Source organism: Anaerobacillus sp. ABR4_321 (assembly GCF_056158505.1).
In genome coordinates this window covers 3,242,378-3,264,772 of sequence record NZ_JBSWTK010000001.1, presented here as the reverse complement: position 1 = coordinate 3,264,772, position 22,395 = coordinate 3,242,378, and the positions used below count along the sequence as shown (strand labels likewise).

The 22,395-nt window shown below is 42.1% G+C and carries 23 protein-coding genes; 10 read left to right on the top strand and 13 right to left on the bottom strand.

The window, feature by feature from the left end:
* Positions 1 to 494 precede the first annotated feature (494 nt).
* Positions 495 to 1,328, top strand: coding sequence for an STAS domain-containing protein (locus ACXADT_RS17005; protein WP_474832011.1), 834 nt, complete (start codon positions 495 to 497; stop codon positions 1,326 to 1,328).
* On the opposite strand, the gene ACXADT_RS17000 is transcribed toward ACXADT_RS17005, so the two are convergent.
* From ACXADT_RS17000 to ACXADT_RS16990, 3 genes are all read right to left on the bottom strand, one after another.
* Complete coding sequence (locus ACXADT_RS17000; protein ID WP_270181492.1) at positions 1,323 to 1,658, bottom strand: hypothetical protein; 336 nt, start codon at positions 1,656 to 1,658, stop codon at positions 1,323 to 1,325. The genes ACXADT_RS17005 and ACXADT_RS17000 overlap by 6 nt on opposite strands.
* 212 nt (positions 1,659 to 1,870) lie before the next feature.
* Positions 1,871 to 1,957: a YjcZ family sporulation protein gene (locus tag ACXADT_RS16995; protein ID WP_224882924.1), complete on the bottom strand. Its 87-nt coding sequence runs from the start codon at positions 1,955 to 1,957 to the stop codon at positions 1,871 to 1,873.
* A gap of 154 nt (positions 1,958 to 2,111) precedes the next feature.
* Positions 2,112 to 2,780, bottom strand: coding sequence for a haloacid dehalogenase type II (locus tag ACXADT_RS16990; RefSeq protein ID WP_474832010.1), 669 nt, complete (start codon positions 2,778 to 2,780; stop codon positions 2,112 to 2,114).
* Between the two features lie 180 nt (positions 2,781 to 2,960).
* On the opposite strand from ACXADT_RS16990, the gene lepB reads away from it, so the two are divergent.
* Positions 2,961 to 3,515 (top strand): signal peptidase I, encoded by a 555-nt coding sequence (gene lepB / locus ACXADT_RS16985; protein ID WP_270181494.1) that lies wholly within the window; start codon positions 2,961 to 2,963, stop codon positions 3,513 to 3,515.
* Positions 3,516 to 3,815: 300 nt separating this feature from the next.
* On the top strand, positions 3,816 to 4,544 hold the full coding sequence (locus tag ACXADT_RS16980; RefSeq protein ID WP_474832008.1) for a CAP domain-containing protein: 729 nt from the start codon (positions 3,816 to 3,818) through the stop codon (positions 4,542 to 4,544).
* 49 nt (positions 4,545 to 4,593) lie between these two features.
* Here the strand turns inward: ACXADT_RS16980 and ACXADT_RS16975 are convergent, their stop codons facing one another.
* The 3 genes from ACXADT_RS16975 to ACXADT_RS16965 form a co-directional block, all read right to left on the bottom strand.
* The gene (locus tag ACXADT_RS16975) at positions 4,594 to 5,277 is read right to left on the bottom strand and encodes a DNA alkylation repair protein (RefSeq protein WP_474832007.1); all 684 of its coding nucleotides are present in this window, start codon (positions 5,275 to 5,277) and stop codon (positions 4,594 to 4,596) included.
* Between the two features lie 635 nt (positions 5,278 to 5,912).
* Positions 5,913 to 6,929, bottom strand: coding sequence for an SEC-C metal-binding domain-containing protein (locus tag ACXADT_RS16970; RefSeq protein WP_474832005.1), 1,017 nt, complete (start codon positions 6,927 to 6,929; stop codon positions 5,913 to 5,915).
* Positions 6,930 to 7,040: 111 nt separating this feature from the next.
* Positions 7,041 to 8,696 (bottom strand): PAS domain S-box protein, encoded by a 1,656-nt coding sequence (locus tag ACXADT_RS16965; RefSeq protein WP_474832004.1) that lies wholly within the window; start codon positions 8,694 to 8,696, stop codon positions 7,041 to 7,043.
* A gap of 173 nt (positions 8,697 to 8,869) precedes the next feature.
* On the opposite strand from ACXADT_RS16965, the gene ACXADT_RS16960 reads away from it, so the two are divergent.
* Both ACXADT_RS16960 and ACXADT_RS16955 read left to right on the top strand, forming a co-directional pair.
* Complete coding sequence (locus ACXADT_RS16960) at positions 8,870 to 9,883, top strand: LCP family protein (RefSeq protein ID WP_474832002.1); 1,014 nt, start codon at positions 8,870 to 8,872, stop codon at positions 9,881 to 9,883.
* A gap of 232 nt (positions 9,884 to 10,115) precedes the next feature.
* Positions 10,116 to 10,961: a YihY/virulence factor BrkB family protein gene (locus ACXADT_RS16955; RefSeq protein ID WP_474832000.1), complete on the top strand. Its 846-nt coding sequence runs from the start codon at positions 10,116 to 10,118 to the stop codon at positions 10,959 to 10,961.
* A gap of 77 nt (positions 10,962 to 11,038) precedes the next feature.
* Here ACXADT_RS16955 and ACXADT_RS16950 read toward each other — a convergent pair whose 3' ends face one another.
* The 4 genes from ACXADT_RS16950 to ACXADT_RS16935 all read right to left on the bottom strand — a co-directional run bounded on the left by ACXADT_RS16950 (position 11,039) and on the right by ACXADT_RS16935 (position 13,705).
* Complete coding sequence (locus ACXADT_RS16950) at positions 11,039 to 11,248, bottom strand: heavy-metal-associated domain-containing protein (RefSeq protein ID WP_270181501.1); 210 nt, start codon at positions 11,246 to 11,248, stop codon at positions 11,039 to 11,041.
* A 77-nt stretch (positions 11,249 to 11,325) separates the two neighbouring features.
* The gene (locus ACXADT_RS16945; RefSeq protein WP_270181502.1) at positions 11,326 to 11,451 is read right to left on the bottom strand and encodes a DUF6254 family protein; all 126 of its coding nucleotides are present in this window, start codon (positions 11,449 to 11,451) and stop codon (positions 11,326 to 11,328) included.
* Positions 11,452 to 11,510: 59 nt separating this feature from the next.
* Complete coding sequence (locus tag ACXADT_RS16940; protein WP_474834567.1) at positions 11,511 to 12,338, bottom strand: polysaccharide deacetylase family protein; 828 nt, start codon at positions 12,336 to 12,338, stop codon at positions 11,511 to 11,513.
* A gap of 89 nt (positions 12,339 to 12,427) precedes the next feature.
* Positions 12,428 to 13,705 (bottom strand): NCS2 family permease, encoded by a 1,278-nt coding sequence (locus ACXADT_RS16935; RefSeq protein ID WP_270181503.1) that lies wholly within the window; start codon positions 13,703 to 13,705, stop codon positions 12,428 to 12,430.
* Between the two features lie 192 nt (positions 13,706 to 13,897).
* On the opposite strand from ACXADT_RS16935, the gene ACXADT_RS16930 reads away from it, so the two are divergent.
* Both ACXADT_RS16930 and ACXADT_RS16925 read left to right on the top strand, forming a co-directional pair.
* Positions 13,898 to 15,175, top strand: coding sequence for a purine/pyrimidine permease (locus ACXADT_RS16930; protein WP_474834565.1), 1,278 nt, complete (start codon positions 13,898 to 13,900; stop codon positions 15,173 to 15,175).
* 84 nt (positions 15,176 to 15,259) lie between these two features.
* A complete protein-coding gene (locus ACXADT_RS16925; protein WP_270181504.1) occupies positions 15,260 to 15,694 on the top strand; it encodes a universal stress protein in 435 nt (144 codons plus the stop codon).
* Between the two features lie 30 nt (positions 15,695 to 15,724).
* Here the strand turns inward: ACXADT_RS16925 and rpiA are convergent, their stop codons facing one another.
* A complete protein-coding gene (rpiA, locus tag ACXADT_RS16920; RefSeq protein ID WP_474831998.1) occupies positions 15,725 to 16,387 on the bottom strand; it encodes a ribose-5-phosphate isomerase RpiA in 663 nt (220 codons plus the stop codon).
* 226 nt (positions 16,388 to 16,613) lie between these two features.
* Here rpiA and gndA point away from each other — a divergent pair, with 226 nt between their 5' ends.
* The 3 genes from gndA to ACXADT_RS16905 all read left to right on the top strand — a co-directional run bounded on the left by gndA (position 16,614) and on the right by ACXADT_RS16905 (position 20,012).
* Positions 16,614 to 18,026 carry an NADP-dependent phosphogluconate dehydrogenase gene (gndA, locus tag ACXADT_RS16915; RefSeq protein ID WP_270181506.1) on the top strand — a complete coding sequence of 471 codons (1,413 nt, stop codon included), beginning with the start codon at positions 16,614 to 16,616 and terminating at the stop codon, positions 18,024 to 18,026.
* A gap of 146 nt (positions 18,027 to 18,172) precedes the next feature.
* Entirely contained in the window at positions 18,173 to 19,441 is a 1,269-nt protein-coding gene (locus ACXADT_RS16910; protein ID WP_474831997.1) for an MFS transporter, read from the top strand.
* A complete protein-coding gene (locus ACXADT_RS16905; RefSeq protein ID WP_474831995.1) occupies positions 19,395 to 20,012 on the top strand; it encodes a TetR/AcrR family transcriptional regulator in 618 nt (205 codons plus the stop codon). Before ACXADT_RS16910 ends, ACXADT_RS16905 begins: the two co-directional genes overlap by 47 nt.
* Before the next feature lie 26 nt (positions 20,013 to 20,038).
* Here ACXADT_RS16905 and ACXADT_RS16900 read toward each other — a convergent pair whose 3' ends face one another.
* Both ACXADT_RS16900 and zwf read right to left on the bottom strand, forming a co-directional pair.
* Positions 20,039 to 20,662 carry a cyclase family protein gene (locus ACXADT_RS16900; protein ID WP_270181509.1) on the bottom strand — a complete coding sequence of 208 codons (624 nt, stop codon included), beginning with the start codon at positions 20,660 to 20,662 and terminating at the stop codon, positions 20,039 to 20,041.
* Between the two features lie 74 nt (positions 20,663 to 20,736).
* Positions 20,737 to 22,233: a glucose-6-phosphate dehydrogenase gene (gene zwf / locus ACXADT_RS16895; RefSeq protein WP_474812522.1), complete on the bottom strand. Its 1,497-nt coding sequence runs from the start codon at positions 22,231 to 22,233 to the stop codon at positions 20,737 to 20,739.
* Between the last annotated feature and the right edge of the window lie 162 nt (positions 22,234 to 22,395).

Genomic DNA, 22,395 nt, shown 5'->3' with positions numbered 1-22,395 from the left:
GAAGTAAAGGTTTCAAATGGCATGTTTCACCGAAGCAAATGAGGAATATTGAGGAAGTGGAAGAGTTGAAATAAGCCGTTTGTGTCTATTTTAGGACAAAAAAAAACGACCTTTTGGAAGATCGCTCAGAGTGTCCTATGCTTTTCTGTAGCAGAGCTGTGCTTTAACACCTTTTCCTTGAAGGTCACGTACGATTCGTCGAAGTTCCTCTTTCGTTAATAGTTTTTCTTTTAGCATGTGGCACCTCCGGGAGAATGTATGATACAGGGCAAGAGCCGTTGACTTCCGATTATCATGTCAAAATACTGTTTCCCTTTGCTTGCAATTACTAAACGTATCGATATGAAATAAACTCTCCACCTTATACTATTCCACTTTAATAGGCTAATACCTTTAAAAAAATGGCACATTCTTCATGGTAGTAAAGTGTATAAAATGAAAAAAGGGGGAATCAATGTACTAACAATAAATTCTAAAAAATGGGAGAAGAGATCATGAACAAAGTTGAACGAAGGTATGTAGATTTCTTCCAAGATCACATAGGAGAAATCGGTGAAAAGTGGATTGCAAGACTACATTTGCTTGTTAACGAAAAAGAGGCGACTGATACGGGAGTCATCGATGATGCAGAGCTTAAAAGAGAAATCGAAGCGTTTTGCTCAGATTTTGTGCGTCAAATGATTTTCCTCGAATCAAATGAACGTGATGTTATGCAGTGGGCGAGTAGGATCGTAGAAATATTTGTGAACCATACGTTTTCCTTGCAACAATCTGTGGCGAGTCTTACGTATTTAAGACAGATTCTATGGGATATTATGGTTGAGTTTAGCCAAGAAACAACAGAAAATATCCAAGCGAGCCAGCTGGCTGAATGGGGCAGCTTCATGAACAAGTCCTTTGACCTACTTCTTCATAAAGTGACGGTTTATACGAATCAGCTTAATGAAGAGAGGATGAATGCACAGGATACGAAAATTTCAGAATTGAGCGTTCCGATTATTCCACTATCAAAAAACGTTGCTGTACTCCCCTTGATTGGGACGATCGATACGTACCGTGCGTCTCTCATTCAACGTAGAGGAATTGAGAAAAGTGCTGAGCTTGGCCTTTCTCACTTAGTAATCGACTTATCCGGCGTCCCAATTATGGACACGATGGTCGCGAATGAAATCTTTCAGCTGATTAAGATACTAGAGCTATCAGGTATCGATGCAACGGTCACAGGAATTCGACCAGAGATTGCACAGACAACAGTGAGCTTGGGGCTGGATTTTGATCGCGTTAAAACATACGCCCATTTGCACCAAGCCATACATGAAATTTTATAATGAAAAGGTAAGATACCCACTTAGGTGTTCGTAGTTACCGTGCTTTAATAGGAAAATGGCTAAGATGTATTTATGATAGCGCTTAAGGGTCGATTTATTAAATAAATAGTGCTGCACAAGCTCTCGGTATGGGAGCTTTCGTGTTTGGATGACACGGTCTGAAAGCTTAGGAAGCTCGATCAGCTTGTATGCCACACCTTTGCACCAGTTTCGTACAGATGGTTCTACTGGTGTGTGAACACTTAGCTGTTGAAAAGAAATTCGATATTGTTTCAAATGTTCCTGATAACGAATGATTTCGCTTTTGAATAAACCGTTTTCTTGCATCATACCCATCCCTCCTTACCACGTTTCATCAAACTTGTACTATGCGAAGATTATAAGGCTAAGAGGTGAAAGAATCAATGGGTATAAAATGGGAAGTTAGCTCGTCCCACTTGGGTCTAAAGACCCGTTCTTTTTGAAGAACCTATGTTACTATAATGATGCAACGTAAGAAGTAATAAAAAGAAGAGGGAGTTTCCCTCTTCTTTTAGCACAGATTAATAAACGAAAGCAGCACCTACAATGATAAGCAGAATGAAAAGAACTACGATAAGCGCGAATCCTTGGCCATAGCCGTAACCCATTCTAGTCACCTCCTTTAACAAGCTTTTGTTGATCTGTAATAGTATTGTATGTAAGAAGTTATAAATGGTTTGGGCAATTAAGAATGAAAAAAGTCATCAAAAAACTGCCGAGGTTTTCTCTCGGCAGTTTCGTATTTCTATATAGGATTGTCGTTTACATCCATTTCTTTAATCCAGTTAAATCATGATAGATCGATGTAGGTGGAAGGCTCAGTTCTTCAACTGGCTGTTCTTTTCGGTTGATCCAGGCTGTGTGGAACCCGAAGTTCGCTGCACCAGAAATATCCCAACCATTTGAAGACATGAATAAAACGTCGTCCCTTTTAATCCCTAAAGAATCGATCACATGAGTGTATGATGCTGGGGTTGGCTTATACTGTTTGACGTCATCAGCGCTAATAATATGATCGATATATTCAGAAAGAGGCGACTGTTCTACGAGAGGGTCTAACATATCATGGGACCCATTGGAGAATATTGCAATCGTTGCGTTATGTGCTTTAAGCTCTTTTAATACTTCAGCTACTTCTTCATATACATGAAGCTCTTTGTATGCATCCAATAGCGCTTGTTCATTTTGATACGTTAACTCCTGCCCAGCTTCTGCAACGGCGTAGCGAAGCGCATCCCTCGTGACTTCAGAAAAAGGCCGATACTTTCCCATCATCTGTCTTAAATAACTGTACTCTAGCTGCTTTTTCCGCCATGTTTGGCTTATTGCCTCTCCTCTCTTAGGGAAAAGCTCTTCACATTTCTCTATGACTGAGAATACATCAAATAACGTTCCATAAGCATCGAAAACGAATGCTTTGCTAGTATCCATAGATATCCTCCTAAACGTGTGATACGTTAAGTTCATCATAAACTGGTGTAAAAATGAAATCTAATGCTCAAAAAATAGGCAGTTAGACGGTGGCATAGACTAGAAAATTATAGGAAAATCATGCTAGAATATACTGGGAATCTCATCAGGTTAGGATATTATGCATACTAGGAGGATCACATGGAGAAAGAATCTCAAACAAAATGGGTAAAAGAGTGGGCAAGTCCTTTATTATTTGCGGTCGCTCTAGCCTTTGTGTTGAAAATGTTTATCGTAGCACCCTATATCGTGGAAGGTGCTTCGATGGATCCAACCTTGCATGACGGTGATCGTCTATTAGTAAATAAATTGATTTCATATGTACAAGACGAACCTGCAAGAGGTGATATCGTCATTATAGAAGATCCTGAGAAAGACAAACACTATGTCAAACGAGTAATCGGCTTGCCTGGTGATACGGTAGAAATGAAGAATGATAGCCTCTTAGTGAACGGAAAAGAATTAGAGGAACCTTATCTTACGACGAACCGAAATAAAGCGGAAACGATGGGAATGCAGTTAACTGAAGATTTCGGACCTATCGAAATACCTGAAGGCCAATTGTTTGTCATGGGTGATAACCGGCTTAGAAGCATGGATAGTCGAAACGGTCTCGGTAAGATTGCAACGGATGATGTAGTAGGGCGAGCGGAAATGGTTTGGTATCCGTTCACTGACTTTAGATCAACAAATTGAGTGTTTAAGAGAGATGCTGTTACAGCTCTCTCTTTTTTGTTACGATTTTGAAATAGTTGAAAAGAATAGTTAATGGCTATTCATCTCCTATAATATGGAATAAATTCCAAGTGACGTTCGCTATAAAATGGGCGAGAAATGAACTGAACCCTTGATATTAAGGGTTTTTTTCGTGTTTATGAGTTTAATAGTCTTTACCAGATATTTCAGTCGCAGGAATTTTTTACGGTCTTACATGCTCGTTTTCATATGGTACGTTCAATGTGCAAGACATTTTCACCAAAACAAGGAGGAATACCATTGAAGAAATCAATTTTGCTAAGTGTCACAGCGGCAGCAGCTCTGTTGGCAGCAAACCCAGCAACAAGTTCAGCGAGTACAGGAGCTGAACAAAACTCCAATATCGACGTGAAGACACAGTCTTATCAATTTGATAACATGAAGGATTTTCAGTCGTTCATCGAGCGATTCGAAAACCAATATAATATATCGATCCAGGATTCAATCAACTTTTCAAATGGAAAAGAGCAAAAGCCTGCTTCGAAGCAGAATGAAGAAAAAGCTACACCGCAGGCACCGAGTGAGTCAGCTTCAAAGAATGAAGCTCAAAACAACAAATCTCAAAATAACGAATCAAAGCAAGGAAATGAGCTTTCTCAATTTGAACAAGAAGTAGTCGAGTTGACGAACGCTGAAAGACAGAAAGCTGGTTTGCCAGCACTAGAAGTTGATACTGAACTTAGTAAAGTAGCGCAAGCGAAGTCAGAAGATATGAAAGCGAACAACTATTTTGCGCATAACAGCCCAACTTACGGTTCTCCATTTGACATGATGGATCAGTTTGGCGTTGAGTATCGAACAGCAGGAGAGAACATTGCGAAAGGACAGCAAACTCCTGAAGAAGTTGTAAATGCTTGGATGAACAGTGAAGGACACCGTAAGAACATTATGAATGAAAGCTTTACTCATATCGGTGTAGGTTATGTTGAAGAAGGAAACATCTGGACGCAACAATTTATCGGAAAATAACGATTTGCATAGAAAAGGCTGTTGAGACAATGTTCTCAACAGCCTTTTTTTATCTGTTAATAGTAGCTTGTTTCTTAACCACTTTCAGCCCTTCACGCTTACTTAGTGGAGCGAGTTCATGCTGTTCAATAAACTGCTCGACAGCATTAGGGTCTGTCTTCGAATATTCTCTCAACGCCCATCCGATCGCTTTCTGTAGAAAAAACTCTTTTGATTCAGCGTGAATTAAACAGTAGTCTTTTAAAAGTTCAAAATCTGTTTTCTCTTTATACTTTAATTGAAAAAGGATAGCTGTTCGATTCAGCCACATGTTTTCATGATGAATCCATTTTCCAGTAAGCTCTTCTGTCCGTTTTGGGTATTGCATGAAATATGTACCGGCTGTGTTGGAAGCAAGTCCATCGACCGTATCCCACCATGATTTTGTCGTAACAAGAAATTCGATCAGTTCATCGTCATCTACCTCGAGCTGTTTTTTACGAGCAAGTAGTTCTTGAGCTACGTATTGGTATTCTCGTTCTTCTGCATGCCATAGTTCCTTTACAATCGGAATGATCTGTTCTTTAGCAGGTGCGCCATAATCTTTTAAGACAGATCGATAAGCCTGTTTTCTTTCAGGGGTTTTAACACCTAGAAAAGGAAAGAGGTTCCGCATGTATTTCTCCATTTTCTCTGCATTTTCACGATTTCTAAGCGGTTCGAAAGTGGAATAAATATGTTCTGCCGTAAGCATCTTCATCACCCTCCTAATGTCTATCATACAGGAAATAGGAAGGGGAATCTTTGTTGCAAGAGAAAATGTTTACGGAACGAGCCTTCTACAAATACGAAAGAGGCGCGTCTCGCGACGCGCCTCTTTCTAGCTTTAAGAATAAGGAGGTTTTTCCGGGGGGAAAGGGATGCACTTACTTACTTCTCCTATCAACACCAGTTCCTTTCCGGGTTGAGAGAAAGGTTAACTGGATTGATATTAGTATAGCAGGGGAGGGAAGAGGATTTGGTCTTTATGTGTTATTTTCGATAACCATTACAAAATCTTCGATAATGTTACAAATATGATTCATGGTAATAAAAAAGAGGCTAGGACAAAACCAACATACATGAAGGAAATCGCGAATGTAGAATGGTAAAGAGTAAGACTTAGCGTAGCCAACATACGTAGACTCCTGCGGGAACAGCACGAGTCCGAAGGCCCCGCAGGAAAGCGTTTTTTGCTTTCTGAGGAGACTGAGGCCGTGCCCGCGGAAAGCGAAGTATGTTGGCGAAGCGGCGGTTTTCTATCTGTAAATTACAAAAGACCCGATCTAATTCAAATGAATTGATCGGGTCTTTCTCATGGTTATATGCTTATGTCCCAGCCTCTTTCAATTACTGTGGTACAAGCTCAAATTCTTTTGCCATCGCTTTATACTTACTTGAAATACTAGATGCTGACGTTTCATATTTTTTAGCAAGTGCGCTTTGGCTTACTGAAATGCCGTATTGTTTCGCTGCTAAATACTCGAGTGCAGCTGCGAAAATCGCAGGCTTTCTAATAGAAGGAGATTCTGTTTCACTGTATCTCTTCCAGAATGAGAGAATTTCATGTCGCTGATCAGTACTTATTTCATCGCTTAGCTTAGTAAAGAGGGATGCCACTTCCTGATCTTCTTCTCGTTCCCATTGAAGCTCTGTTTTTTCGTTCTCTTTGCTACCGCTTTTCAGTTTTACAATGTCGCTCAAAACTTCAGGGAATGCAGTATGCATGAGCGTGCGGATCGTTTGCTGATCTTGCTCAAGTTTCGTGATGATCGTCTTCATCGCTTCGTTTGAAATCTTAAGTAGCTCGATGAATGGCATTGCTCCGCCTTTTACAGGTAACATGATACCTGCTACGATTTCTCCTCTTGTAAGATCTGCGCCATCTGGAAGTAAGATACTAAATGGCTGTGAAGCACTGTATTCTTTTACCACTGCCGTGTTCCCTGTTGTTTCTTCAACTAGATAGACAGACATGTAAGCATCGCGCCAATCTTGAACAGCTTCTCTAACTGTATCAGTTGAAAACGTGCTAGCGTAGCGCTGAATGTATTCTTTTACGATCGTTTTATTCCACTGATTAACAGATTGATGGAAGATCGCCCATGGGAAAATGCCGTGCATGTACGTTTCTTCTAACTCTTTTGGAATGTTATAGCGAATGAATAGTTCATTTGCAAGTGTGACCATCTTATAATCATGTTCGCTCATCGCGTATTCAACAAGCTGTGCTTGAATCGTGTAGAGCTCCTGTGTGTAGAGCTGTTCTTCGATTTGACCTTGTGCTGCTTCTGATCCCATACAGCACTTTTTATATTTTTTTCCGCTTCCACAAGGACACGGATCATTACGTTTGATTTTATCCAATGTTGCTTCCTCCTTCAGGTGAACCTTATTCGAACATAAGAGACGAAAGATATTTTAGCATAGATTGGGAAGGAAGGACAAAAAAATTCAAATTGAAACGACTAGTTTGGGCTATTCACACGCCGATTCAGCAAGGGGCAGCTTTACTGTTACCCTTGTACCGATGCCTTCTGTGCTATCAAAAAATAGAGATCCTTTGTGATTTTCTACGATACGAAAGCTAGATAGAAGACCAAGACCTGTACCGTCATCTTTCGTTGTATAAAAGGGTTCACCGAGTGTTTTGATTTTATGAGCAGGAATGCCTACTCCTTCGTCTTGAATCGTTATCGTTACCTCGTCATCAACATGATCTGTTTCAAGTGTTACCGTCCCGCCAGTCGGCATTGCTTCGATCGCATTTTTGATCAAGTTGATGAATACTTGCTTCAATTGATTTTCTTCTCCGTAAATACATAGACACTCATCTGTTAACTCCATCTTGAAAGAGATATTATACAGGGAAGCCTGACTGTTCAATAGCTGGACGACGTATGAGAGTAAATCGTTTATCGAGAGAGTCGTGTAACGTTCAGCCTGAGGCTTTGCAAGGACTAAAAGATCTTTAATGATATTATCCATCCGATCGATTTCAGATAGAATGATACTGAGATATGGCGCATTCTTTGCAATCTCTTCATCACGCTGTAGTAATTGAATGAATCCTTTTACAGAAGTGAGCGGGTTCCGTATTTCGTGAGCAACACTTGCAGCGAGCTGCCCAACAGCAGAAAGCTTCTCCGTCTTCAACAAGGCTTCTTCGGTTTTCTTCGTATCGGTCACATCCATAAAAGCAGCCATGATTCCGTTGATCTCTCCCATTTCGTCTTCGATAGGAGCAGTTGATAAAACGGTGTAGACAATCGAGCCATCTTTTCTTTTTCGTTTCACTTCTTTATTTACGATATGGCCATGCTGAACGATTTCAGCGATCGTAATATCTTTTTCATCTTTTGGAACGATGGGGTTCGGTTTTCCGATGATTTCAAAACTACTCCAGCCAAAAATCTTTTCAGCGGCAGGGTTCCAAGAACGGATGGTCGAGTTTAAATCGAGCGTCACGATCGCGATCGGTGAAGCGGATATGATGGCTTGAATCATTTGCTTTGCTTCCCACAGTTCCTTCAAAGCTGATTTATGTTCTGTGATATCTTTTGTCTGAATGATAACCGCATTCTTATCTTTAAAAGAAATAGGGGTAAACGTTGATTCCACATCGATTACATATCCTTCGTCCTTAAAAATTTGGTATTCAAAGCTTTCTGCGACACCATGATCCTTTTCCTGCAACCGTTTAAGGATCTCTCTTATATGTACAAGATCGACAGGGTCAACGACTCGTGGATGAGTTCGGTCATCTAATACATCCTTCGATCGAACGCCAACCAAATCTAGTCCCGCTTGATTCGAATAAACGATTTTCCCCTCCTGATAGAGTACGATCGCGTAAGGAGACGATTCTACAAGTCTTCTGTATCGTTCTTCACTTTCAGTCAATCGATCCTGCGTGCTTTTATTTATGGAAAGAAGTTGTTTCAATAGAAAGTAAAGTAGAAGACAGGTGATTAAGACAAAAAACCAGCCTTTATACAATCCGATCTGTTTACTGACCATGAAATTATCTGTAATCTGATAAAGGATGGTGTCGGAGAGCAGGATCCATAGAGAACCGAATACGAAATAGCTTCCTATAATAATCCACGGTACATATTTAATTTTTATCTCCACTGCGCTCCATCCCTTCTATTTGGCCTACTTATGTATTTTACAGCTATAAAGCGTGAAACACAAAAAACTTAGTGATCTCAACATTTAGAGCGTGTACCGTCTTTTTTTACCTGCTACTTTCGAATGATCTAAATGTTTCGAAATGAGACTGTTTTAAAGGGGAATTTAGAACAATGAACAACCGATATGGAAAGCATAGAAGAAAGAGAAGATTAAAAAGAAGCGTTATCCTCGTATTATCACTGCTCTTAATCGGAGTCACCGGCTACGGGGGTTACTTATTTTATAAAGTTTCAACGGTTTCAAAACAGTCTGTGATGGAGCCGGATAGAGGGGCACAATCTACTTTAAGAGAAGAGGGTGTGGACATCGGGAAAGACCATTTCTCTGTTCTGCTTCTTGGTGTGGATGATCGAGAAGCATCATCTGATGGGAGAAGCGATGCGATGATGGTCGCTACGTTTAACCAGGATGATAAGTCGATGAAGTTATTGAGTATCCCTCGAGACTCATATGTTGAAATACCAGGGCAGGGGATGGATAAAATCACACATGCTCATGCATATGGAGGCATCGATTTAACGATCCAAACGGTTGAAGGGATGCTCGGCATTCCGATCGATGAAGTGGTCAGAGTCAACTTCGATGCGTTCAAAACGGTCATCGATGAGATCGGTGGTATCGATGTTGCGATCGAGAAACAAAGTATTGTGGATCAATTATATAAAGAATCAAAAGGTGAGGTGGCCTTAAAAGTCGGGCAAAATACGCTCGATGGAAAAGAGGCATTGGCATTCGCAAGAACTCGTAAAGCGGATTCTGATCTTATGCGTGGACAGCGACAGATGGAAGTTATTACGTCTTCGATCGATAAACTAAGTTCGCTTTCGTCGATTCCAAAGTACGGTGGCGTACTCGAGCGAATAGGTGAAAACCTCACGATGAGCATGACGTTTAAAGAAGCACTAAGTCTTTATCCGTTTATTTCAAACCTTGATTCGATCGATAAGATTCAGCTTTCAGGTGAAAATTATCAACCCGGCTCCACATACTATTTAAAGTTAGATGAACCAACGCTAAGTAATGCAAGAATGGAGTTAAGGGATCATTTGGATATTGAAGGAGCGAGCGATAGCTTAAATGCGATCGAACATCAAGATGAGGAAAATAAAGAAGGTCACAGTTGATCTTCTATTTGGAATAATGCAAAGAAAGATTTAGCATAAACGTTCGGAAAGTTTAATTTCGTTAGAGTGTATTCTAGCAGGAGTCAAGAGGTCTTCATACTCCTGCGGCATAGGGACCACAAATTAAACAAGCGAGGAGCAGGCATTCAGCCTGCTCTTTTTCTTTTGAAAGATTACATAGCGATCAATGAGGGTATGAAAATTAAAGACTGAGAGAAAGGGGAAAAGCGACATGATGTCTTTTGTTAAGAAACTCGGAAAAGAAATTGGAGAAGATCGGGTAACAAGTCTAGCAGCTGAACTTGCCTACTACTTTATGCTATCGATCTTTCCTCTGCTCATATTGGTCATCTCAATCCTCCCATATTTATCGATAGAAAAGCAGGAGGCGGTTGACTTTATCACGAAATTTGCCCCAGGAGAGATCGGAGGCATCCTGCAGGATAATGTTGTTTCGATTATTAGTGAACCACAGGGAGGGCTGTTAACGGTCGGTATTCTTGGTACGATTTGGTCTGCCTCAAACGGAATTATGGCGCTTATACGAGCATTGAATTTGGCCTACGATGTGGAAGAAACGAGGTCATTCATTAAAGCTCGCCTTCTTTCCATTCTTCTTACGATCGGACTAATCTTAGCGTTTGTTGTTACACTCGTTTTACCTGTATTCGGTGATCTCATCATCGACACTGTAACGAGGTCCTTGTATTTACCTGAGTCAACGGAAATCTTGTTTCGAGTTCTTCGCTGGGTCGTAGCAGTAGCCGTTATGGCATTAGTGCTCTCTGTATTGTATCGCTATGCTCCAAACAAACATTTTCCCTTTAAAGAAGTGTTCATCGGATCGATCGTCGCTACAATTGGATGGCAGGTGATTTCACTCGCTTTCTCTTTCTATGTAAGTAATTTTGGGAACTATTCTGCAACATATGGAAGTCTTGGGGGCGTCATCATCTTAATGCTTTGGTTTTACTTAACGGGACTCATTCTTCTTGTTGGAGGAGAAATCAATGCCCTAATCCATAAGCGAAAAATTGGTGTAAGTGCTCCAAATGAGGGAAGTTCTTTAGATGTTTAGGGGTACTGGTATTCTGAAGAGTAGGCACTTGCCTACTCTTTTTTTGATGGAAAAGAAAAAGCCTGCATGGATGCAGGCTATTGTGCAGGCTCGAAGCCGATTCCTTCGATTGTATTGATAATCACGGATACGTCGATCGCCTCTTCATCATATTCGATCGATACCATCTCTTCCTTTAAATCAGCTAGAGCTCTTTCCACTCCACTAAGAGAAAGTAGAGCTTGTTCGATTTCTTGTATACAGTCCTCGCCCTTCATGCCGGCTACTGACACTTTAATTTCGTTCATATGGATAAACTCCCTTCAAATTGTTCACTCTTTGCGTAGTTACCCGATATGAGTGGAGTTTAATCGGCTAGATTGGTTTATGGTGTTTTTTTAGAATCCGTTTCGTTAGATAGCTGCTCAAGAGACTTGATCTTGCCGTGAGGATTCTGTGCTTCTTTCCGTTTTCGGAATTGACGCTCGCGCTGTCCTTTTGATTGACTCATCTCATCATCACCCCTTTTCAGTTGATGATAATTAACATAGCCAGAGGACCTTGCTTTTATTAACGTAATTTATGGTTAGAAAGCTGGACGAACGAGAAGCCCTTTTCTCTAAGAAGCGGTACCGCTTCAATCACACCTTGAGCTGTTCCGCTATTCGGCTGATTCATATGTAATAGGGCAATATCGCCAGGTGAAGCACTCAACAAAGCGGTCTTTACTTGATGACTCGAATAGGTCGCACCGGCATCTCCAAGAATAGAGTAGTTCACAACGCTAATCCCCAAGTCATCTGCGATTTCAACTGCCACTTCATCATAATAAGCAGTCCCTGAGCGAAACATGTTTGGAGACCGTCCTGTTAGCTCAGTGATTTTTTCATGGTTTTTTGTGATTTCATCAAAAGCTTCACCAACGGAAGAGGTACCATGAATACCCCAGGCAGTTTGCCCTGTAACGGATAGTGGTTTGTGGTCAGTCCCATGGTTTTCAATTTGGAAAAGTGGATCTTCTGCTAATTCTAGAAACTCCTGCTTGTTTTCTTCAATCCAGCGGCTGTTCACAAAAAGGGTCGCTGGAACCCGTTCATCCTTTAGATAAGAGAGAAGCTCGTGGTCGATGTCACTTCCGAATGGACCTCCGCATGCATCGAACGTCAGCGCAAGTTCACGTTCATTCGTTTGAAAGGACGTTTTCACACCCGTCACATGTTCTCCCCATTCGTTAGGCGTTTTGTTGATGAAGGTGGAGAGGATCGTTTCTTTATCTTTTAGTGTTGAACGTATTGGGAGCTCTTTCTCTTTAGGGATCGTATTTACGATATTGGAATGGAATACAACGTTTTCCTGGTCACAGCCAACAAGCAAGAAACAAAGTAAAGCGAAAGTCATTTTTTTCAATATCATCACCTATTTACCAGAATATCACAGGTTTTTAGGAAACGTTAGACAAAAAAACGCCCCCGGTGGGGACGTTTTTGTTAAATTCCGTGGAGGAAGAAGTTGATGAAAAACAAGCTCGCGATTACATACATTGGAACCGGTACATCTTTTCCTTTACCAAGCGCTAGCTTCATGAAAGGATAAGCGATGAAACCGAACGCAATTCCGTCAACGATACTGTACGTAAGTGGTATCATCACGATGATTAAGAATGCTGGAAAGCCTTCTGAGAAATCCTGCAGCGAAATGTTTTGAATCGACGTGATCATCAAACCACCAATGATAATGAGCACTGGTGCAATCGCTGAATCAGGAATCATCTTGAAGACAGGTATGAAAAACAGCGAGGTTAAGAACAGTAGTCCTGTCGTCACGGACGTCATGCCTGTTCGACCACCTGCTGCGATTCCAGAAGCACTCTCTACCGTCGATACAGTCGGGCTTGTTCCGAAAAGTCCAGCTGATATAGCAGAGATCGAGTTCGCTTTGTAGGCTTTTGAGAACTTAGACTGATCTGGAAGCAGTCCATGAAGAAGACCCATGTTTTCAAAAACGAGGATCATCGCCATCGAAAACGTTGCGATCCAGAACGGTAATACTAAGAAGTCTTCAAAAGACATCGCTGCGAAAACCGATGCATATGAACTGAACGAGAAGCCTTCCTGTTGTTGACCTGTTTCGATCAATCCCATGCTCCATGCGATAGCAGTTCCGATCAGCATGCTGATCAAGAAATGACCTTTAATGTTTCGAATGAAAAGCAAGGCTGCGATTGCTAATGTTGCAAGCGTTGCAAGAACGTGGGCTGATCCTATATCTCCGAGTGCAACGAACGTTGAGTCACTCGACACCACAATTCCACCTTTTTGAAGACCGATGAAGGTAAGGAAAAGTCCTATACCAACTGTAATTGCTTCTTTAAGTGAAACTGGAATCGCTTTTGAAAGTAACCCTGCTAGTGGTGTGAATGCCGTGATCGCAAACAGAATTCCTGCAATAAACACGGAGGCAAGCGCAACTTCCCAGCTTAAGCCCATCGACTGTACCATCGTGAACGTGAAGAACGCATTTACGCCCATTCCTGGAACGAGTATGATCGGTGCGTTTGCATATAGACCAACGAGCAAACACCCAAAGACCGAGGTGATGACCGTTGCGATCATCCCAGCTTCAAACGGAATGCCTGCATCTGCGAGGATCGAAGCGTTGACAGCTGCGATGTAAACGATCGTAAAGAACGATGTTAAACCTGCGAGTATCTCCTTTTTCAGTGAAGTATCGTGAGCTTGAAAATCAAAATTAATTTTCGTTTTCACTATATTCCCTTCTTACTTTTTTATCCCTCTCCCACCCGTGACTTTGATAAAAATCAAATCACCAAGAAAACAGTATAACAGAGGGAAGGTACGTTGCCCAGTGGAAAAATTCGTAATGACCGCTCAAGTACCGTTTGTTATGATGGAAAAGGAAGTTTGGAACGTATCACCATGAAATGAGGATTCAATATGATGAGAAACACGTTATCTGCTCTTCAATGGGCTGTCTTTATGATTGCAGGATCGATTGTTGCACCAGTTGCGATTGCGAGTTTGTTTCATTTAGATCCGACTGCTGCTGCAGGGTTTGTACAGCGAACAATGTTTGTATTAGGAGTAGCAGGAATTCTACAAGTTACCCTAGGTCATCGCCTGCCGATTAACGAAGGACCTGCCGGATTATGGTGGGGAGTTTTTGTCCTTTACGCGGGATTAAGTGCAACGTTGTTTGGTTCTGAAATCAAAACACTACAAGCACTTGAACTAGCTATGATCGTAAGTGGAATTCTTTTTATTCTATTGAGCGGGCTAGGACTAGTTGAGAAACTATCAAAACTTTTTACACCTGTTGTAACGGGGGTGTACCTATTACTTCTTGTAGCACAGCTCAGCGGGTCTTTTCTAAACGGCATGATGGGAGTAGGCTACTTAAAAGAAGGACTCGATCTAAGAATTGCAGGTTTGTCACTCGTTCTTGTGATACTATCGATCTGGTTCTCACGCAGAATGCCACCCGTTATTCAGCAATATTCCATCCTGATCCTTATGATGGTAGGGTGGGCGATTTTTGCTTTGTTAGGCTTAGCTAAACCGGTCGTTTTATCAGAAAAGTCACTCTTAAAGCTACCTGAAATCTTTGCTTTTGGTATGCCGATTTGGGACTCCGGTATGATCGTAACAGCAGCGCTCGTCACGCTATTGCTTCTTACGAACATGATCGCGAGCATCAGGGTAGTGGAAGAGGTATTGAGTAATCTGAATAACGAGCGGCCGAAGTCTCGGTATAAGCAAGCAGGGTTCATTTCAGGAATCAACCAGCTCCTTGGTGGCGTATTCTCAGCAGTAGGGAGTGTTCCAATATCAGGTGCTGCTGGATTTATTATCACAACAGGCATTAAAAAGCGGCTTCCGTTTATAATTGGGAGTGCATTGATCGTGCTCATCAGTCTCTTTCCAGCCGTGATGGCCTTTTTTGCGGCTCTTCCTGAACCTGTAGGATATGCCGTTATCTTTCTAGTTTTTGTGAAAATGGTGGGAATTGCTTTCAATGAGTTTAATAAGGACACTTCTGAGGGAAAAGCATTTATAATAGGCATTTCCTTTATGGTTGGTATTGGTACGATGTTCATACCGCCAGAAGCCTTTCAAAACACGCCGCCTATCATGGCGTCAATCTTAAATAATGGTTTAATATTAGGTTCGATCACTGCGATCGTCACTGAGCAAGTGTTGTATAAGAAAAAAGCATAAAGGGTTGCCTATTGTGATCATTGTCACAGACTCCGGACGTAAGACTTGGTATGTTTTAAGCAGATCAGGAAAGGAGAATGACGTATGAAACAATATAGTAGAGTCCTGGTTGCTTTTGACGGATCTGAATTGAGCGTAAAGGCACTCGAGGAATCCATTAAGATGGCTCAGGAGAACCCAGAGCTTCATCTCAACATCGTAACGGCTCTTAATCCTACAGCTCAAATCAGTTCAGCGGTCATTTATGCGAGCGTATTGAACGAATTAAGGAAAGATGCTGTTGAGATGTTGGACGAAGTAAGTAAAAGCGTGAAAAAGCGAATTCCACAGGATGATTTAAGTACGATGGTGCTTGAAGGAAATCCTGGCGAAGAGATCGTCAAGTATGCAGAGGAAAATGAATGTGATCTTATCGTGATGGGGAGTAGAGGGCTCAGTGGAATCAAAGAGATCTTCCTTGGTAGCGTAAGTCATAACGTCTTACAGAGAGCAAGCTGCCCCGTACTCGTGATTAAATAGGAAATCCCGGCTGATCAGCCGGGGTTTCTTTTATTCGATAACCGTTACGCCGCCATCGCGACCGATAAAGGCTTGTTCAGCCATTCCGATGAATAGCCCGTTTTCAACGACACCTGGAATGGCGTTGAGCCACTCATGGAGCTTAGGAGGAGAAGGAATACTGTCGAACGAACAATCCACGATCATATTCTCGTTGTCTGTAATGAATGTTTCTTCTCCGTTCATTCGTAGCTTAGTTCGACAGCCAAGTCTTGAAAGAGCGTCCATCGTCTTCTGATATCCAAACGGAACTACCTCGACTGGAAGGGGGAATGCTCCAAGCTGTCTCACAAGTTTATTTGAATCTGCAACGACGATCATCTTCTTCGAGTGATAGGCGATCATTTTCTCACGGAGTAGTGCGCCACCGCCACCTTTAATAAGTGTTAGCTGCCCATCCAGTTCATCAGCACCATCGATCGTTAAGTCGATCTTCTCTACCTCACCTAACGTGACGAGTGGAATGCCATGCTCACGAGCTAATAATTCTGTTTGTTTAGATGTTGGGATACCTGTGATCGAAAGGCCATCCTTTACCATTGATGCAAGCTCCAATATTGTATAATGAACAGTACTCCCCGTTCCGAGGCCGACGACCATTCCATCTTGAACGAGGTGAGCAGCACGCTCACCAGCTACTTTTTTCTCATTCACTCTAGTCACTCCTTTTTTGTTACCTTCTTTTATTTTCCCATTCATTCTAAAATTACTCACCCTGAGGTTGTAACCTTTGCACCAAAAGCATGAAAGACGTATAATGCATACTGTCAGGCTGTATGAGTAACCGTAAGGCGTGCATACTATAAAACACTGTTTATGGTATACTTTCAAGTGCAGTCACCCGAGTAGAGTATTACAGTATAAAGTTGGAGGGTAAAACATGTCAAAACAACAAATCGGTGTAATCGGTCTTGCCGTAATGGGAAAGAACCTTGCCATGAATATCGAAAGTCGCGGTTATTCTGTTTCTGTCTATAACCGTTCAGAAGGTAAAACAAAAGAAATGATGAGTGAAGTTGAAGGACGTAACTTCCAAGATACATATAGCATTGAAGAATTCGTTCAATCACTAGAAAAACCAAGAAGAATTTTGCTGATGGTCAAAGCAGGCGGACCAACAGACGGAACGATCGAACAGCTTATTCCTCATCTTGATAAAGATGACATCATCATCGACGGAGGAAATGCATTCTTCAAGGATACGCAAGCTCGCTCTGAGCAATTGAAGGAAAAAGGCATCCGTTTCATCGGAGCAGGTGTTTCAGGTGGAGAAGAGGGGGCGCTTAACGGCCCATCGATCATGCCTGGTGGACAGCCTGATGCTTTCCGTGAAGTTGAAAATATCTTTACAGATATCGCTGCAAAAGTAGACGGCGAAGCGTGTACAACGTATATCGGTCCAGACGGAGCGGGTCACTATGTGAAGATGGTGCATAATGGCATCGAGTATGGTGATATGCAGTTGATCTGTGAAGCTTACTATATGATGAAGCACGTGTTAGGACTATCAACTGATGAGCTTCATGAAGTATTCAAAGAGTGGAATGAAGGCGAACTCGATAGCTACCTGATCGAGATCACTGCTGACATCTTCACAAAGAAAGATCCTGAAACAGGCAAAGCGCTTGTAGATGTAATCCTTGATACTGCTGGTCAAAAAGGAACTGGTAAATGGACGAGTCAAAGTGCGCTTGACCTAGGTGTGCCTCTATCGATTATCACAGAATCTGTATTCTCCCGCTTTATTTCTGCAATGAAAGACGAGCGCGTGAAAGCAAGTAAGATTCTGAGTGGCCCAGATGTAAAACCATTTGATGGCGATAAGAAAGAGTTGATCGAAAAGATCCGTAAAGCCCTTTACCTAAGCAAAATCTGTTCGTATGCACAAGGTTTTGCTCAAATGCGATCTGCTTCAGATGAGTACGATTGGAACCTCGACTACGGCAGCATCGCTATGATCTTCCGTGGTGGTTGCATCATCCGTGCAGGCTTCCTACAAAACATCAAAGAAGCTTATGACCGTGAAGCTGGCTTAACGAACCTACTACTAGATCCTTACTTCAAAGAGATCGTTGAATCGTACCAGAGCGCTGCACGTGACGTTGTATCACTTGCTGTACAGCGTGGGATCCCAGTTCCTGGTCTATCTAGTGCACTTGCTTACTACGATAGCTACCGTAGCGAAACATTGCCAGCGAACTTACTACAAGCACAGCGCGACTACTTCGGTGCTCATACGTATCAGCGTATCGACAAAGAAGGCGTCTTCCACACAGAGTGGCTTGAAGATTAATCGTAATCGAAATAACACGCTTGACCTACTAAGGTCAGGCGTGTTTTTTTTATGTTCTGAAAAAGAGGGTTGAAAAAAAGACACGGGTGTCGTTATAATGAGAGTAACAAAAAAAGACACTAGTGTCGTTTTGAGGAGGCGTTCGTATGGAAGGATCACTACTACGTAACAAAGGGTACATTACGCTTATGGTTGCACAGCTCATCTCAAGCATCGGCGACTGGTTAAGTATCGTTGCAATCATCACAATGGTTGGATTAAAGTGGAACGCATCACCGATCGAAGTATCGCTTATCATCCTTTGTCTTGCTGTGCCAATGGCGTTGTTTGGACCGTTTGCTGGTACATTTGCTGATCGATTCAACCGAAAAACATTGATGGTGGTTTCGGATCTCGTTAGAGCAGGCCTCGTCATCATGCTGATCTTTGCTACAACGATTTGGATGGTTTACATTTGTTTATTTGGTATCGGTTTGTTTGCTGCACTCTTCATCCCTGCAAAAAATGGAAAGTTAAAAGAACTAGTTCCTGATCATCAAATGAAGAGTGCGATGTCGATTACATCGATGATCGATTCTGGAACGAAAGTGCTTGGACCACTACTCAGTGGATTGCTCGTAACAGCATTTGGTTCTACACCTGTATTCGTCATCGATTCAGCAACTTTTATCTTATCCGCAATCCTTCTCATCACGTTGCCTGCTAGCGCATTGGACGAACCTTTAGAAAGTGAAAAGAGTAAGAGCTCATCGTTTAGAAAGGATTTTGTAGAAGGTGTGAATTTCATGAAAGGGAATCAGTTCTTGTTAGTCGGCCTTTCGATTCTCACGATCAGCCTCCTTATTTTGCAACTATCGGATTCACAAATCATCGTCTTGATCAGAGAGTTAACCAACGCATCTCCTGACTTGTTCGGTATCATTGTGACAGGTTCTGGTCTCGGAATGTTTTTCTCCGGTTGGATCCTCTCAAAAAAGACAGACTATAAACCGATTCTCCTCATGCTGTTTGGTGTTTTTGGAATGGGCGTAAGCTTTGGTTTATTAGCAGTCCTCACTGGTATGGACCTCGCACACTCAATTTTATGGGGACCTGGTCTTGGACTCGTAGCCGGTTTCTCGGCTGGGATCGTATTTATTCCTTTCCAAGCTGCTGTTCAAACGGATACACCGGTACACATAACGGGAAGAGTATTTGGGGTGATCAATAGCGCAACAACAACAGCTACGATTATCGGTCCATTATTAGGCGGAATTCTCGTAACGGTATTCGGGGTGATCCCAATGTTTATCACAACAGCATCATTACTTGTTATCATGTCATTAGTAGGACTGCTGTTTAGATCAAAAATAGAACGGAGTGAGAACGATGTCTCCAAAGGTGAGCAAGGAGCACAAGGAGCAGCGTCGAGCTGAGTTGTTAGAGGCGGCTAAAACTGTTTTCATAGAACGTGGCTATGAGCGTGCAACGATGAAACACATCATGGAAGAAGCGAATGTAAGCAGAGGGGGTCTCTATCAGTACTTCTCTAGTAAAGAGGATGTTTATGAGGCAATTCTAAAAGAAGGCCTAGAAACGGCTATGGAGGACACTGAGGAAGTTCTTAAGAAAGAGGAGCTCACTCACTGGGCACTTCTTATGAAACGGTTATTCGGAGAAGAGCAAGAGCTAGATGAGATGGATCCGATGGCACCATCGAATCTTGAATTCTTCATAACGGGTCGTAACGATGAACGACGAAGGAAGTATGGAAAAGAGCGCTACTTTTATGGGTTAAGCATTTATCATGACGTGATTAAGAAAGGACAGGAGAGTGGTGAGTTCAGCTCGAAGTTCGACAGTGAGATGATCGCGCGGTCAATCATTTCATTCGTTGATGGACTTGCGCTCGATTACGCGATCCTAGATCGAGAAGATATCAAGCTAAAAGAGCAGTCGTTCATGTTCATCGAGTATTTAAAGATGGCGCTTGAGGTAAAAGAATAAGCCGGGGAAGTATCCCCGGCTTTTTATTATGCTTCTTTTAGGCCTTCGAACAATAGCACACGTGCTGGTGATGCATCCGTGCCTTGAAGTTTCAGTGGTGCTGCGACCATGAAATACTGACCAGCATCGACATCTTTCAGGCGAAGACCTTCCATGATGATGATATCTTTCTCGAAGAGGGAACGGTGCGTTGGGTGATCCGGCTGGCTTCTTTCGATTCCAAGACCATCGACACCTACACCTTTAATACCGCATTCTGCAAGGTGACGTGCTGCATCTTCACCTACGAATACAAACTCGAAGTTAAATTCTTCTTCAAACGAGTTCTGTGACTTGAATAGAATGAAATCATCTTTTTGAATATCTTCAGACTCGATATCAGATTTTGTGATTGCCCCTTTAACGTTTGTAACGTCGATCACCTTTACCGTACCGACGAGGTCTTCTTGATTAATCGTTTCAAACGTTGCACCATCGTTCATCATGTGAAGAGGAGCATCAACGTGTGTACCAGTATGAACGTCAAGTGAAAGGCGAGATTCCGTAACATGACCATTCGTCTTCGTTTCGATTTCTGGCTGCTTTTCTTCTTTGTTCTTATAAACTGCCATTCCTTTAAAAATTGGTGCGCTTACATCATACATTTTCATCGCATTGCACTTCCTTTCATAGTAGTGGATATGAGAAAGAAAAAGATACGCTGTGCACGTATCTTTTTCTATTCTTATTTGTTTTCTGGTAACGGCCACCAGTGGAAGCCGTCTTTTTCAAGCAAGTCATCAGATGCCTGTGGCCCCATCGATCCTGAAGCGTAATTAGGGAAGGTAGGCTCCTTCTCATTTGCCCAAGCGATCGAGATCGGGTCGATGAACTTCCAAGAAAGCGCTACTTCATCCCAGCGAGTAAAGTTTGTTGCATCTCCTCGCATCACATCGTGTAGCAGGCGCTCGTATGCTTCAGGAGAGTTGATGTAGTTCTCCTGTTTGTTGTTAAAGTTTAATTGAATTGGCGTCGTTTTACGCATATCTCCTGTGTCTTTCGCATTCAAGTGAAGAGTCATGCCTTCTTCAGGTTGAATGTGAATCACAAGAAGATTTGGACCGAGCTTTCCGCTCTGTTCCTTGTAGAGGTTCATCGGCATATCTTTGAACTCGATGACGATTTTAGTAGATTTACTCGTCATACGTTTACCAGTTCTGATATAGAACGGTACGCCAGCCCAGCGGAAGTTATCGATCATCAGTTTCGCGCCAACAAATGTTTCTGTATTCGATGCTTCATCGACGTTTTCTTCTTCACGGTAGCCTTGTAAATGGGTACCGTTCACTTCACCAGCATCGTACTGACCGCGAACGAAGTATTTGCTAACCTCTTCAGGTATAACGGCTCTAAGAGCACGTAAAACTTTTACTTTCTCACTACGAATTTCTTCTGTCGATAAACTAGCTGGTGGCTCCATAGCGAGCAAGGACACCATCTGAAGCATATGGTTTTGCACCATGTCTCGTAAGGCACCTGATTTTTCGTAATAGCCGCCTCTGTTTTCAACGCCAACCGTTTCGCTAGAGGTGATCTGGATATTTGATATGTAACGATTGTTCCAAAGCGGTTCGAACAGTGCGTTCGCAAAACGAATCGCTTCGATGTTTTGTACCATTTCTTTTCCTAGATAATGGTCGATACGATAGATTTCATCCTCTGAGAACACTTGGCGAATTTCATCGTTAAGCTTTTGAGCAGAGGAGAAGTTATGACCGAATGGCTTTTCGATCACAAGACGATTCCAGCCATCGCCTTCGATCAATCCTTCAGCATCAAGGTTAAGTGCAATCGTTCCGAAGAACTCTGGCGCCATAGCCATGTAGAAAATACGGTTTCCTGGAATATTGAATTCTGTATCAAGCGATTCAGTCAACGCTTTTAAATCTTGATACGATTCACTTTTTGTCACATCGAAAGGTTGATAGAAAAAGTGATCGCTGAATTGTTTATGCTTATCATCCTTGTCCATGCATGCCGTATCGATCACTGCATCATGTACACGAGAACGAAATTCTTCATTTGAAAGCTTTCTGCGAGCTACACCAACAACAGCAAAATCTTCTTCAAGTTCACCTTTGCAATATAAGTTATACAACGAAGGGAAAAGTTTACGTTTTGCTAGATCTCCCGTAGCTCCAAATATGACGATAACAGAAGCCTTTTTGGATGGTTGATTCATCTTTCTGACCTCACTTTTCATTATTGCTGTTCCAGAGGGAACGGATTCAAACGGAACAGTGCGACATTTGTATCGTTAATCACGAAACAGACACTACAATTTGATTCGAATGATTAGTGCGACGATCCCATAACTTATGAGTTATCGGGTTCCCAAGTAAAA